Origin of the sequence: Fibrobacter sp. UWB5 (assembly GCF_002210295.1) — a bacterium.
Classification (GTDB): Bacteria; Fibrobacterota; Fibrobacteria; order Fibrobacterales; family Fibrobacteraceae; genus Fibrobacter.
The window spans coordinates 21633-36279 of record NZ_MWQH01000006.1 but is presented as its reverse complement, the minus strand read 5'-3'; the positions used below and the strand labels follow the sequence as shown (position 1 = coordinate 36279).

Below are 14647 nucleotides of genomic sequence, written 5' to 3'. Positions count from 1 at the left end.
TAACCAAGCCTATTTTATCAACGAAATCGCATAGAGCGGGCAAATTTGAACGTGCCGGATTGCGTTTTCGGCTTCGGTATCGCAATAGTCCAGCTGGCCAAAGTTTTCCAGGGAAAGCCGGTAGGCATTCGTGAGTTTTTTTTCGCGCATCATAGACCACAGACTCTTCATTCCCCCTTGAACCTCGGCCTTGACCTCGATAGGCATGACTTTCCCGCCAAGGGTTTCTATGTAATCCACCTCGGCCAGGCTATTCTTTTGCATCCGCGTCCAGTAGAACATTTCATGACGCATGTTTGGAGTTTTGTTCCGCAAAAGTTCAAGCCCCGCGACCATCTCGGCCAAAGACCCCTTGTTCACAAGATCTGCCGCACTTGCAGTAAGAATTGCAGTGACTGTTTCTGAAATATCGCCAAGAGACATATTCATTAGCCGCAGCTGCAAACCGGAATCGAGAAGCAAGTACTTCTGATAAGACGAATCCGCTTCGCTCCCCAAGGGGAGCCCGTTTGCTGCAGTATGCGTTACGGGAATGATAATACCTGCAAGGGTAAGCAACTGCATGGCTTCACGGATTTTTTCTGTCCTGTAGCCGTGCCCCACCTTGGCATATGTGAATTTCTTTGTAATCTGCAACGCTGCACTCCGGAACGCGGACCTAAGCAGCACGGGGTCAACATTCTTCTTGTATTTTGCAAAGTCGTCTTCGTACGAAATCAGGATATCGTCTTGGATAGATTGACACTGCAGATAATCTCTGCTGTCCACCCATTTGGCAACCGCTTCCGGCATTCCGCCAACCATGAGGTAAGTCCTGAAAAGCTCCACGAACTTGCCGTGGATTGGAGCCGGCAACGGATTTGCAAAAGATGCCGCGTTCCGAATTTCCAAAAGCTTGTCAAAACCGTTTGCAAGCGCAAACTCGTCAAAAGTCATGGGGTGCATGAACATAGAATGGATGCGGCCAACGCCAAAGGTCGGGAGTTCCTGCAGGGCGAATTCCAACAGCGACCCGGCGGCAATCACATGCAAATCAGGCAAGTTTTCTTTGAAAAAACGGAGCGACATAATCGCTTCGGCACAAAGCTGGACCTCGTCTAAAAAAAGGAGAGTCTGGCCGGGAACAATAGGCTTGGCGCTCATGGCGGAAATTTCCGACACGATTCTATTTACGTCTAGATTCTTGCAGAACACCTCTTTGTATTCCGGATCCTTTTCGAAATTGATGCTGACGCAATTTCCGAAATGTTCGCCCAGATGCTCCACCGAACTGGATTTTCCCACTTGGCGTGCCCCACGCAGCAGTAGCGGCTTGTGGTCTTTTTGTTTGGACCATTCCAGCAAGAATCTGTCTATTTTTCGCTCAAAATACATCTCCAGACTCCTTTTTGACATTTTCCAAAGAAAAATATAGTCAATTTTTGTAATTTTCCAAACAAATAATTTTATATTTTTTGACATTTCCCAAACAAATAATTAGAAAAATGTCGATTTTTGCAAAATTCAGCCAAAATATTTGTCCATGGTATAGTCGAGGAGCTTTTGCGTGTCGGCGATGGAGGCGCGGATGGTTTCTTTTTGCTTTTCGATGGACTGGATTTTTTCGGCAAAGGATTGCTGGAGAGCGAGGGGCGGGACAGCCACTCTAAAGGATTTTAGTTTAGTAAGAGTTAAACGAGTAATAGCCGCGCCACCCATATTTGAACGAGCAGCCTTATAAACGGAATCACTATTTAAAAAACCAGTAATAAAATACGGATTCGCAACAGCCTTATCAAGTTTTAATAACGCAACACTTGATAACAAGGAAAATTCAAAATCAAGCACATTGACTTGTGCTATTCCGGTCGTTATTCCATCCTTTATATACAATACGTCACCATACTCAGGATTGCATCTAGAATATATCTCTTGATGGATTTCTTTTGTAACATAAGTTAAATCAGAAAGATCAATTCCATTCTTTCGGATATTTTTAGCTGTGATATACGGATAATCCCCAGATAAAGTATTTATCGGAGAATTGTGAGTCCCATCAGTCAATTTTACACATAAATCACCAAGATTCTTGACATCCCAGCGTTTGGGGTTTTCAATTGGGTCGCCGAACATGTCGTAGAAGATGGCCTGAGCGAGGTTGTCCAGTTCCTTGAGCTGCGCATTCCGCTTGTCGATAATACCCGTCAGCAAATCCAACTCCGCAACGATACGAGATTGCTCTTCAAGCGGCGGGACGGGAACATCTTTTTCTCTTAGGAGCTTATAATGGCGCGAGTAACCTAAAGACGGAATATCTGCACTTTTCACGAAATAATACAGAAATTTTGGATTAAGAAAATCCTTGGGAGATAGAATTTTAACGCCGTCGGCACCAACAACAAAATCAAAGTCGATATACTTAACAACTCTTGAATGGTCTCCAAACACAACTACTGGATGTAACAAACGAACTACATCAGAATCATTATTCCAATAGCCACTTATATAATCCACTTCTTGCGATACAATTGGAAATTTACCTTTCGGCAAAAAGTCTTTCGTCTGTAATTTTGATACTACAGTGACCTTTTCTAGACATTCTTCGATATTCTTGTATTCCCAATTACGCTTCATTTCGTTTTCTCATCTAATGGATTCTATCGCTTCGCTCCAGAATGACATGCTGGTTAGAGATTGCTTCGTCGTTACACTCCTCGCAATGACAAGTCATGTCTGGATTCTTCGACTACGCTACGCTTCGCTCAGAATGACACCTCTTTCGTCTTTCGTCTATAGGATCGCCAGGTCCGTTCTATCGTCTATAAGTATTTCTCCTTGAATTCGTTCATGGCGGTGTTGATTTCGTCCTGGAGTTTCGTAATGCGCATGAATACGGTCTTGGGGTTTTCGTATTCCACCTTGACTTTTTCCACTTCCTTGTACTTGTTGATGCTGAGGTCGTAATCGTTTGCGACGATTTCTTCTACCGGCACAAAGAACGACTGTTCCTTGCGGGTGCGGCTTTCTTCGGCAGCGAGGTTCTTCCAGCGTGCGACAATGTCGGGAATGTCGTTTTCCTTGCATTCGGTGCGCTTCTGGTCCAGCGTGTAGCCGTCGGCCTTCATGTCGTAGAACCAGACCTTGTCCGTGCCGCCCGCGTTTGTCTTGGTAAACACGAGAATCGCCGTCGAAACGCCGCTGTAGGGCTGGAACACGCCGCTCGGCATGCTGATAACTGCCTGCAAGCGCTGATTCTCGATAAGTTCCTTGCGGATAGATTTGTGCCCCGTACTATTGCCGAACAGCACGCCATCGGGCACAATGGAGGCACAGCGGCCGCCCGGTCTGAGCATTCGCACGAACAGCGCGAGGAACAAGAGTTCCGTCTTCTTGGTCTTGGTAATGGCAAGCACGCTCTTGCTTACCACCTCGTAGTCGAGGCTGCCCGCAAACGGCGGGTTCGCAAGGCAAAGCGTATAAAGGTTCTCGTCGGTGTTTTCGGAACTCAGGCTGTCGCGGTAGGCAATTTCGGGGTTATCGACGCCATGCAGCATCAGGTTCATCGCCCCAATGCGCAACATCGTCTGGTCGGTATCGAACCCGTGGAACATCTCGCCGCGGTAATGGTCCGAATTTTCCTTCTTGAGGAGTTCCTTCTTGTGGTGCTCCTGCACAAACTTCGCCGCCTCCACGATGAACCCCGCCGAACCCATCGCCGGGTCGCAAACGGTATCCTTCAGGGAGGGCTGCATCATATCCACCATCATGCGGATAATGTGGCGCGGGGTACGGAACTGCCCGTTGGTGCCGCTGGCCGCCATCTTGCCCAAGATGTATTCATAGACATCGCCCATGGTGTCGCGGTTGTTCATGTCGAGCCCGTCAATACCTTCCACGATTTTCGTGAGCGTGCGCGCACTCTGAATCATGAACGTCGCATTGTTCATAAAGCGGCTGTAGGCGCTCTCCTTGCCGTCGTTCAGAGTCTTGATGAACGTGAACACATCGCGGGAAACCGTCGCGTACATCGCCTCGGATTCCATGTTCTTGAACACGCTCCAGCGCAGGTTACTGTAAGGGACATCGCGGTCGAAATCGGGGTTGTGCCACTTGCCCGCCTTAAAGACCGGATCCTTGACCTTCACGCCCATGGCGTTCGCCGCCGCTTCTTTCTTTTTCTGGGCGTCGTCCAGCATCTTCATAAAGAAGAGGTAGGTCATCTGCTCCAAAATGGTGATGGAGTTGGTGATGCCGCCCGTCCAGAAAGTGTCCCAGATAGAATCGATGCGGTTCTTGATTTCGCCAGTAATCATGTAAATGTCCAGTGGTAGTGTTTGCCAAGGAATATAGTAAAAAACTATTTTTAAAAAAGATCCCCGGTCAAGCCGGGGATGACAAGTGTGAATAGGAGATCCCCGCCTCCGCGGGGATGACAATGAGGTTTTAAGATGGCAGGCATTACATACGAGATAAACGACAAGAACATTGTCGAGCAGATTCGTAACGACGCGATGAACGCCGCGAAGGAACTTGTGGAAAAAGCTCACCTCACGGCGGGCCAGATTGTAGTTATCGGTTGCAGCACGAGTTCCACGCTCGGAAACGACATCGGTAGCCACTCCGTGCCCGAAGTCGGCAAGGCGATTTTCGAAGGGCTCTCGTCCGTATTCAAGCCGCTCGGCATCAACATCGCGGCGCAGTGCTGCGAGCACCTGAACCGAGCCATCATCGTCGAGCACGCGGCCGTGCCCAATGCCGAAATCGTGAACGTGGTGCCGCAACCCAAGGCCGGGGGCTCTTTTGCCACCGCCTGCTACAACGCCTTCGAGCATCCGGTTGCCATCGAGCATATCAAGGCCGACGCAGGCCTCGACATCGGCGGAACGCTTATCGGCATGCACCTGAAAGAAGTCGCCGTTCCTGTACACATGCAGCAAACTCATATCGGCAAGGCAATCCTGATTGCGGCACGCACGCGCCCGAAATTCATCGGCGGAGAACGCGCCCACTACGACGAAAGTCTCAAGGACGGCTACCCGAAATTCTAAAAAAAACGAATATTCCAAATTGGAGTAAGAAAATCGTAATAAAACGGGACTTTTTTCAAAGGAAAGTCCCTTTTTCCATTTTCTTTAGTTAAATTGACGATATAATACAGGAGAAAATGGTAGTGATGCAAGGTGGTCCCAATATGACACCTCCAAATGGAGCAAATCCCCCTCAATATGCAGGTGGGCCAGGTCCTGGTGGCTCCGCTTTTCCAAAGCCCGAAAAAGTCGACCCCATAACCGGTCTGGATCTTGTGGCGTGGTTTTTTGCTCAAACTCAAAAAGACCCTAATTTTTACCCGCTTCACAAATCGACCATTACGTTCTTTAACGTAATGAACTTCAAGACCATTAACCAAAGATTTTCTTACCCGGGCGGAAACACCTACCTTTGCAAATTCAGGGACGAGCTCAAGCGCCTTTTTGAAGGAGAAACCGTTTTACGCGCCGGAGCAGACCACCTGGTCGTCATTAGCTTGAATCTTACCGTTGAAGATATCGTCAACCGAGTCAAAGAATTGAACCTGGTGATGGGCCACTTTGAAGGCGGTCTCCGAAACCAGATCAAGGCAGGCATCTACATTGCCGACGGAACTCCGCAAAAACCCATTGTCATGATGGACCGAGCCTCCCTCGCCTGTCGAGAAGTCCATGGCATTTTTAACAGGGAATACGCCGTCTTTGACGAGGAACTCAACAAGAAACATGAACAGCAGCAATATGTGCTGGAGCATTTTGAAGAGGCGTTCGAAAAAGGATACTTCAAGGTTTTTTATCAGCCCGTTGTTCGAGCACTTACAGGCAAAGTCTGTGGTTACGAAGCCCTCGCCCGCTGGATAGACCCCGTGCGCGGCATCATTCCGCCATTCATTTTTATCGAAATTTTTGAAAAATTCCACCTGATTCACAGGCTGGATGCTCTTATTATCGAACAGGCTTGCAAAGACATTCGCGACGACATGGATAGCGGGTACGCCTACGAACCCGTTTCAGTAAACCTGTCACGACTGGATTTTGAACTCAGTGATATAAAAAAAATTGTTGACGATGCGGTCGCCAAGTACAACATCCCCAAAAAGTATCTGAACCTAGAAGTCACCGAAAGCGCCTTTTCGTCGCAAAATACAAACCTTGCCGAGACCATTAAAGCTTTTAGGGCCGACGGCTACGAGGTTTGGCTTGACGACTTTGGTTCTGGTTTCAGCTCATTCGGCAACCTGCAGTCCTACGATTTCGATCTATTGAAAATCGACATGAGTTTTTTGCGTACATTCGACACAAACCCAAAATCCAAGCTCATTATCGCCTCGATTGTCGACATGGCCAAGAAACTCGGCATCCATACGCTTGCCGAAGGCGTCGAAACCAAGGAACAGTATGAATACCTTAAAATGATCGGCTGCGAAATTATCCAGGGGTACTATTTTGGTAAGCCCATGCCTGTCGAAGAATATCAGAACAACAGGGAAAAGTATTGCAGATATGAAGTAAGCGAGCCATCAGAACTCAAGGAATACTACGATACGATAGGGACCGTGAACCTTTTGGACAACCGTCCCCTGATTATTAACCGCAATACGATAGTCAACTTTATGCCAACCGCCCTGTTCGAACTGATCGACGGGAAGTTCCAGTTCATTTATACAAACAAAGCCTTCTCTGACTTCATGGCATCCATCGGCGCTAGAACGCATGAGCAAATCATTAACGAATTTATTGACAAATTCCCAGAAGAACGCGCCATGCTACGACAGGCCATGCTTGACACGGAGGAACAAAAAATCCCTATAGATTGCGCCATGACCATTTATTCTTGCAAATTGATTGTCGCAGTAAAGTTCCTCAATAGAACAGGAAGCCGGACTTCGTTTGTGCTGACCTGCCGCAATTTAAGCAAAATCAAGAAGCCTAAATACGGCCATTTATAGCAAATTAGGACATTTTGTACAAAAAAATGATTTTTTTTCACTTTTTTTGAAAAAAATCTCCTTTTTTACAAAAAATTTTATAATATAGCGGTAAAGAATACGAAAACGCCTTCACCAAGGAGAAAATATGGCTGGAAAGAAGAGCAAGAACGCGCTGGATGACGATCCGATCATTCCGAACGACGACCTCGAAATGGAAGAAGCTTCCATCTTCGAAGAAGAGGACGACGATTCCGAAGACAAGGGCATTGACGAAATCCTCGGCGGTGCAACTCTTGGCCGTGCCGCGGGCGACCTCGACGGCTGGGGCAGCTCCGAATATGAGGATAATTAAGCAAGGACAAATAATTTCTCGTGAACCGCGAGGAACTTAAAGAAAAATATGGCAAAAAACGAGTGCCCCACGAGTGGCGGGGCACCGATTTCTTGTCTATAGTGGTTACCACGTTCTTTGGTTCAGGCATGAGCCCGAAGGCTCCGGGCACCATGGGAAGTTTGGCAGCGGCAATTGTCGCCTACCCCATGGCCTTTTTCGCCATAAAATTCGATTCCATTTTTTACGGGCTCAACCCGTTATTTTTGGTTGCAGCAATCATTGTTTTCTTTGCTGCGATTCCCTTCGTGAACAAAGCCATGAAAGACACCGGCACCGAAGATCCCGGTTGGATTGTCATTGACGAGGTTTGCGGAATCTTTATGACATTCGCGCTCGTCAATCCCTACGTTATCGTAGATAACCCCATTTTGCTTCTTGTCGGCTTTGGCTTGTTCCGATTCTTCGATATTCTCAAGCCGCTGGGCATTCACCGTTTCGAGAAATTCCCCGGAGCATGGGGCGTCATGGCAGACGACTTACTCGGCGGTATATATGCGGGAATCCTGATGATTCCCATCAGCATTGCGATTGACTGCGTCGAGATGTTTTAAGACAAAAGAAGACCCCGGACCTAGTCCGGGGTGACATCCTAGATAATTCGGCTTAGAGGCAAATTAGACCTTGAGCTCTCCAGCATCAATATTGTTCCAATCAGGGATTGCTTCAATGGCAGGACGCACTTCCTCAGAAACGAATTTGACAACCTGTCCCGGAGCGCGCCCCACGAACTTGCGGAGGTCGAGGATTTCCTTGAGCTTCGCTTCGGTGATGCCGAGCTTCTGGAACTTTTCGTTCTTCAGCACGCGTTCAAGCAAGTCGTTGTCCTTGCCCTGTTCCTTCACGACCTTGCCCGCTTCCATGGACATCACGCGGATTTCTTCGTGGAGTTCCTGACGGTCGCCGCCATTCTTCACGCCTTCCATGATGATGTTTTCGGTAGCCATGAACGGGAGTTCAGCCATGATGCGCTTTTCGATAACCTTCGGGTAAACCACGAGGCCGTTCGTGACGTTTTCAGCGATGATGAGCATAGCATCCATGGCGAGGAATGCTTCAGGAATGGCGAGGCGCTTGTTGGCGCTGTCATCAAGCGTACGTTCGAACCACTGCGTTGCCTGAGTGAAGGCGGTGCTGTTGACCTGAGCCATCACGAAACGAGCGAGGGAGCAAATACGTTCGCTACGCATGGGGTTACGCTTGTAAGCCATGGCGCTGGAGCCGATCTGGGTCTTTTCGAACGGTTCTTCCACTTCCTTGACACCCTGCATGAGGCGCATATCGGTAGCGAACTTGTGCAGAGACTGAGCGATGGAGCTGAGCACCTGGTTCACGCGGTTGTCCCACTTGCGGGTGTAGGTCTGACCGGTGATGGTGAGCACGCGCTTGAAGCCAGCCTTGGCGGTCACGCGACGGTCAAGTTCCATAATCTTTTCTTCGTCGCCATTGAACAGGTCCATGAAGCTGGCCTGCGTACCGGTGGTGCCCTTCACGCCGCGGAACGGGAGAACTTCGATGAGGAAGTTCAATTCTTCGAGGTCGATGAGCATGTCCTGGAGCCAGAGGCAAGCGCGCTTACCCACGGTGGTGAGCTGGGCGGCCTGAAAGTGGGTGGCGCCGAGTTGGGCCATGTCCTTGTATTCCATGGCAAACTTGGAAAGCTTGTCCATCACGCGGCAGAGACGCTTGCGCACGAGGATCATGGCCTGCTGCATCTGGATAAGGTCGGTGTTGTCGCCGACGAAAGCAGACGTTGCTCCCAAGTGGATGATGCCCTTGGCTTTGGGGCACTGCACGCCATAAGCGTAAACGTGGCTCATCACGTCGTGACGGCGGCGCTTTTCTTCTTCTTCGGCAACTTCGAAGTTGATGTCCTTTTCGTGGGCCTTCAGTTCGTCCACCTGCTCCTGAGTAATGGGGAGGCCGAGTTCCATTTCGGATTCGGCAAGGTAAATCCACAGCTTGCGCCAAGTCTGGAACTTGTACTGCGGGCTGAAGATGAAACTCATTTCTTTGGAAGCATAACGCTTGATGAGCGGGCTTTCGAATTGATCACGCATGATTTATCCTTGGTTTTAATTTTTGCAAGGATAAATGTAGAAAATTACCTGAATTCAGGAGCGATGGTCATGATCATGTTCACGCCATGCAGGCCATGGAAACCGAACTGCAGGCGGAAAAGGTAAAGGTTCGGCTGGCGAACGCGAATGCCGAAGCCCCAGGAATTGTAATAGTGATCCAAGCTCCACTTGTCTATTTTCGGGGCAATCAAGGCGTATTCATTGAAAAGCACGCCATCGACCAGGCGGTCTACCGGCCAGCGGTATTCCATGCTCAAAGTCATCAGGTTATGGGTTGTCCATTTATCGCCGTAACCGCGCAAAGGAGACCTTGCGTTCAACGTGATAAACGCATTGTGCGGGGCACCGCCCTCTTCGACTTCCCAAAGGTTCACCATGCGGTATTGAACCGCTATAACGCGGCGTTCAAAAAGCGTATTGCGCACCTGTTCCGGACGCCACACGCGAACCGCCTCGTCCCACGAAAAGTCCGTATAGAACCTGCGGGTTTCTCGCCCTTCTTTTGCCGAAAGCACGTACTTTTTAGCATTTCCCAAATAAAAATAGTGCTGGAAAATGAATTCCGTGATAATGAAATCATGGTTCAGGCCGCCGTCCTTGATGATTTCATCTTTATCATCTTCAGGCTCAATTCCCAAATCCTCGTAGCGGACACCCGAATATTCACCCACCACCGTATAATTTCCGTTCAACACGACACGGGTGCCGCGCGAAGGGGCATACGGGCAATCCAGATTGTCGTACACGAACGAAAGCCCGACCGGAATCTGCGTTACGTTCTGGTATAGGCCTCTGTCTTCAATTTTGTATTCGTCGCTAATCAAGACCGAATCCTGAACGTCGGGGTGACTGGTGCGGCTAAAATACAGCGATGTCGAAAGTTCAACATTCCAGTTCGAGGTGTAAGCAATCGGAGCGCCCAAGCGCCAGGTAAACTGGAAGCTGGAATCGGGCTGCAGGTAATTTTGCTTTGTTTCGGGAATGGTAAAACGGCTATCGCGATCCAGGTCAATGTCGTAACGGAATCCGCCAAAGAAAGGGGTTCCAAACAGGGATTGCTTGTTGTAGCGGGCCGTAAAGCCGACATCACCGTTGGCGTAATACTCCCCTTGCAGCACCAAGTAGTCTCTATTGAAAAACACACTGCGATGTCGGTAATTCGCTCCCACCATGGTTCGTGAACCCGGCTTGAAATTGAAGCTCGGGTAGATCATGATCTTGTAATCTTCGCCAAAAGAAATCAATTCGACAGACTTTTCGACAATACCGTTCTTGATGGCGTAGTCCATAGGCTTCGCCACCGGGTAAATCAGGCCGTTCAAGAAAGGCTGGATAATGTATTCGAGCGGCCACGACATGGCCGACTTTTCAGTATTTTCAGAAACTTGTTCGGTCGAATCTGAAGGAGTTTCGTCTTCGGCATAGGAAGATACCGCGCCAACAAACCATAGCGCGGCCAATACCCAAACAAAGAGACGTTGCGACTCCCTTTTTACCATGCCTACAATTTAGTTTATTAATTCAAACAAAGCGTATAATAGTTATATTATTTATATGTTTTCGGCTTTTGCCAAATTGATTCGAAAGATTGCCCATTATCCTAAAGCGATGATCGGGTTGTTTCTTGCGATTACCTTGTTGTGTATTTACCCCATCGAAAATCTTCGTTGGGAAATCCAGTTGCAAGATACTCTGAAAGGTCATCAAGTCGAAGCCGATTACCAGGCAATCGAAAACGCTTTCGGCGGACTCGGAAGTTTGACGATTGTCATCCAGTCCAAAGACAGCGCCGCCAATTTCAAGTTTGCCCAAAATCTCGCAAAGTACCTTGAAGACGACCCGCAAGTTCATTACGCCGAATACGCGACCGATTTGGATTTTTTCAAGAAAAACAAGCTTTTATACGCAAGCGAAAGCGATCTGGACCAGGTCATTGAAAAACTGGACAGCCTAAGGGCAGTTGAAATCAACAGGCACAATCCCCTGCTTGTCGACTTGACCGACAGCAATCCGGCACCGGCCGCCGCCCCTGCCCGCGACACCATTGAAATCATTTCGCAAATCGAGTCCAAATATTTCAAAAGTCTGCAACAGGATTTTTCGAACCAGCAAGGGTCTATCCGCGTAGTTGACGTCTACCCCACTACATCGGTTTCGGACTTGCAGGCTAACCGTGAACTTTTGCGAAAGGTCAAAAAATTTGTCGAAGACAACGGAAAGGGCATTAACGTCTACTATACCGGGAAAGTCTACGATTCCATTAAAGCCGGAAAGGCGTTGTTGCCCGAAGCGAAGTTTGCGGGCGGAATGGCAGCCCTGATTATTCTCGTTCTTTTGATCATCAACTTTTACAGGCAACCCCAGCTAATTTTCATTTCGGCGGTTCCGCTTGCCATTCCGACGGTCTTTACGCTGGCCTGCGCCTACCTGCTGTTCGGGCGAATCAACCTGTTTACGCTTTCACTCGGGCTCCTGTTACCGGGGCATGCCTGCCAGATTCTTACGCATGTCTACACCAGGTACTTCCATGAACGCGAACAGAAACTGAGCCCCGCCCTCTGTATCGAAAGCGCCTTGCTCGGAATCGGGCCTGTAGTTGCCGCCTCTTCGCTTGTGATGGCAAGCCTGTTCATCGCCTTTATTCTGGTACCTCTGCCCGGACTTCGCGAATTCGGAATTCTCGGTGCCATCGGAAGCCTACTCAACCTTATCGTCTGCCCGTTGCTGACGGCATCGCTCTTGCTGCTCCTGCAACAAAAGAAGCCCTTTGACATCAGTTTCAGCAGCAATACCCCCAACTACCGCAAGCGCCTGTTTTCGTTCAAGACGAACTGGATTATCATTGTCGTTATCAGTATTGTAAGTGCGGTCGCATGGCTTTACAGCGGCACGAATCTGACCTTCCTCTACGATTTCAAGAAGACCGAAATGCAACTGGACGAACGCGAAGCGAGAGCCTTGATTGCAGAAACGGGCTTTTCCACCTACGACCCGATTATCGTCATGCTCCCCGATTCGTCTTACAACGATGACCTGGTCGAAAACTTCGAGCACTTGCAACAGAAAGGCCGTCTGAACGATCTCGGCAAGATTTACACCCAGTACCAGTTCTTGCCCAAGGTCAGTGTCGAGAAAAAGCATAAAATCGAAACGCTGAAAAAACTGATTTCGGAAGATATTCTTTCTAGGCTCAGTCCCAAGGACAGCGCTTCCATTGTCGAGATGTTCGACAATTACGAAAACGAAATCAAGGATTTCGTCTTGTCCGAAAACATACGCCGCAAGTTCGCAGACAAAAAAGACAATCCGGGTGTATTCGCCTTCATTATCCCCAGTTCCGACCCGAACAACGGACTCACCTGCCGCCACATTGCAAAGCAGTTGCTGCAGCTTGACGGAATCCACGACAAGACCTTCAAGATTTGCGGCACACCGATTTTGAGAGCCTCGCTCCTGGACACCATTCTCGGAAACATCAACAAGTCCATACTCTTGGGCACCGTACTGCTCTGGATCATTCTCTTGATGTTCTACAACAAATTGAGCCGCGCGTTCTTTACCTTGCTGCCGTCGCTATTTGCCATGAGCTGGGTAACCATTCTGGTTCACGTGTTCAACATCCAGATTTCGGCATACAGTTCTATCGCGTTTGTCCTCTTGATTGGCGCCAGTGTTGACGGATCATTGCAACTTTGGTCTTCGTACTACGAAAAGCAAGGCGGAAATGCTTGGAGTGTTTTGCAAACGAAATTGATTTCGGTCATGATTGCGCAGGGCGCGTCATTCATCGGTGCAATCGCCATGCTGTTCTCGTCACACCCGGGAATTAACGGCGTGGGACTCGTTGCAGCGCTCGGACTTATTTGCATCTTTATTTCGCATTTTACCATTTACCCCTTGGTGGCCAGCACCTTGGACGCCTACCGCATTTTGAAAAAGGCTAAACTCAGACATGAAAGACTTATCCACAAGAACTCTTAATATCGCCGCTTCTTTAACCGTCGCCATCGACACCTTGGCAAAGCAGATGATTGCCGACGGCAAGGACGTTGTAAGCCTGGGTGCAGGCGAACCCGATTTTCCGACTCCGACACCGATTCAAGATGCTGCCTGCAAGGCCATTCGCGAAGGAAAGACCCGCTACACCGCTCCCGTAGGAATTCTCGAAGTGCGCAAAGCCGTGGCCGAAAAGCTCAAAGTCGAAAACGGTCTGGACTATAAGCCCGAACAGATTATCATGACCAGCGGTGCCAAGCACGCCGTGTTCAATTCTCTTGCCGCCTTGGTGAACGAAGGTGACGAAGTGATTATCCCGGCCCCGTACTGGGTGACATACCCCGAACTGGTGAAATGGCTTGGCGGAAAGCCAGTGATTGTGAACACCAAGATTGAAGACGGATTCAAAATCAAGCCCGAAGCCTTGAAAGCGACCATTACCGCAAAGACAAAGGCGATTCTCTTGAACAACCCCTGCAACCCGACAGGTGCCGTTTACAGCAAGGCCGAACTCGAAGCGCTTGCCAAGGTGATTGTCGAATGCGACATCTACTGCATTTCGGACGAAGTGTACGAATACTTCACCTACGACACGGAATTCTGCTCTGCAGCAGCACTGCCCGGCATGGCCGAGCGCACCATCGTGATTAACGGTTTCTCCAAGTCGCACTGCATGACCGGCTGGCGTATCGGTTACGATGCCGCGCCCGCCGAAATCGCAAAGATTATCGGAAAGATTCAGGGCCAGGCCACGCACCACCCAAGCAACGTGGCTCAGTACGCCGCCCTCGGAGCATTGCAGATGGACAAGAGCAACGTTCACGCCATGCAGGCCGCCTTCCGCAAGCGCCGCGACTACATGCTCAAACGCACTGCCGAAATTCTGCCGGAACCATGCCGCGCTCCCGAAGGCGCATTCTACCTGTTCGCGCCCGTCAAGAGTTTCTATGGCAAGAAGACGCCCGCAGGTAAAGTGATTGGCGGTTCCATTGAACTCTGCGAATACTTGTTGCAGTCGCAGGGTCTCGCCATTGTGCCGGGAGCCGCCTTCGGTGACGACAGCTGCGTGCGATTCTCTTATGCCGCCAGCGACGAAACCTTGCAGAAGGCATGCGACAGATTTATAAGGGGACTGAGCAATCTAAAATAACTATCGTGAAATGTGAAATGTGAAATGTGTGATGTGTAATGTGTAATTAAAAATCCATCAAACATCTCTCATTCAACATTTCTCATTCCTCA

11 protein-coding genes are annotated in these 14647 nt (G+C 49.2%); 6 read left to right on the top strand and 5 right to left on the bottom strand.

Annotated elements, in window-relative coordinates; genetic code table 11:
* Positions 1 to 9: 9 nt before the first annotated feature.
* The 3 genes from B7989_RS09585 to B7989_RS09575 all read right to left on the bottom strand — a co-directional run bounded on the left by B7989_RS09585 (position 10) and on the right by B7989_RS09575 (position 4292).
* Positions 10 to 1374, bottom strand: a complete 1365-nt coding sequence (locus tag B7989_RS09585; RefSeq protein WP_088628437.1) for an ATP-binding protein — start codon at positions 1372 to 1374, stop codon at positions 10 to 12.
* Positions 1375 to 1503: 129 nt separating this feature from the next.
* Positions 1504 to 2613 carry a restriction endonuclease subunit S gene (locus B7989_RS09580; RefSeq protein WP_088628288.1) on the bottom strand — a complete coding sequence of 370 codons (1110 nt, stop codon included), beginning with the start codon at positions 2611 to 2613 and terminating at the stop codon, positions 1504 to 1506.
* A gap of 185 nt (positions 2614 to 2798) precedes the next feature.
* Positions 2799 to 4292 carry a class I SAM-dependent DNA methyltransferase gene (locus B7989_RS09575; RefSeq protein WP_088628287.1) on the bottom strand — a complete coding sequence of 498 codons (1494 nt, stop codon included), beginning with the start codon at positions 4290 to 4292 and terminating at the stop codon, positions 2799 to 2801.
* A 135-nt stretch (positions 4293 to 4427) separates the two neighbouring features.
* Here B7989_RS09575 and B7989_RS09570 point away from each other — a divergent pair, with 135 nt between their 5' ends.
* The 4 genes from B7989_RS09570 to B7989_RS09555 all read left to right on the top strand — a co-directional run bounded on the left by B7989_RS09570 (position 4428) and on the right by B7989_RS09555 (position 7882).
* Positions 4428 to 5027: a TIGR01440 family protein gene (locus B7989_RS09570; protein WP_088628286.1), complete on the top strand. Its 600-nt coding sequence runs from the start codon at positions 4428 to 4430 to the stop codon at positions 5025 to 5027.
* Positions 5028 to 5362: 335 nt separating this feature from the next.
* Positions 5363 to 6955 (top strand): EAL domain-containing protein, encoded by a 1593-nt coding sequence (locus B7989_RS09565; protein ID WP_158212890.1) that lies wholly within the window; start codon positions 5363 to 5365, stop codon positions 6953 to 6955.
* A gap of 127 nt (positions 6956 to 7082) precedes the next feature.
* Positions 7083 to 7289, top strand: a complete 207-nt coding sequence (locus B7989_RS09560) for a hypothetical protein (RefSeq protein WP_073054201.1) — start codon at positions 7083 to 7085, stop codon at positions 7287 to 7289.
* Positions 7290 to 7390: 101 nt separating this feature from the next.
* Positions 7391 to 7882: a phosphatidylglycerophosphatase A gene (locus B7989_RS09555; protein WP_233144364.1), complete on the top strand. Its 492-nt coding sequence runs from the start codon at positions 7391 to 7393 to the stop codon at positions 7880 to 7882.
* Positions 7883 to 7945: 63 nt separating this feature from the next.
* On the opposite strand, the gene purB is transcribed toward B7989_RS09555, so the two are convergent.
* Entirely contained in the window at positions 7946 to 9388 is a 1443-nt protein-coding gene (purB, locus tag B7989_RS09550) for an adenylosuccinate lyase (protein WP_088628283.1), read from the bottom strand.
* A gap of 44 nt (positions 9389 to 9432) precedes the next feature.
* Positions 9433 to 10908 (bottom strand): BamA/TamA family outer membrane protein, encoded by a 1476-nt coding sequence (locus B7989_RS09545; protein ID WP_088628282.1) that lies wholly within the window; start codon positions 10906 to 10908, stop codon positions 9433 to 9435.
* A 55-nt stretch (positions 10909 to 10963) separates the two neighbouring features.
* Here B7989_RS09545 and B7989_RS09540 point away from each other — a divergent pair, with 55 nt between their 5' ends.
* Positions 10964 to 13390, top strand: coding sequence for an MMPL family transporter (locus B7989_RS09540; protein WP_088628281.1), 2427 nt, complete (start codon positions 10964 to 10966; stop codon positions 13388 to 13390).
* Complete coding sequence (locus B7989_RS09535) at positions 13362 to 14555, top strand: pyridoxal phosphate-dependent aminotransferase (RefSeq protein ID WP_088628280.1); 1194 nt, start codon at positions 13362 to 13364, stop codon at positions 14553 to 14555. Before B7989_RS09540 ends, B7989_RS09535 begins: the two co-directional genes overlap by 29 nt.
* Positions 14556 to 14647: the final 92 nt, after the last annotated feature.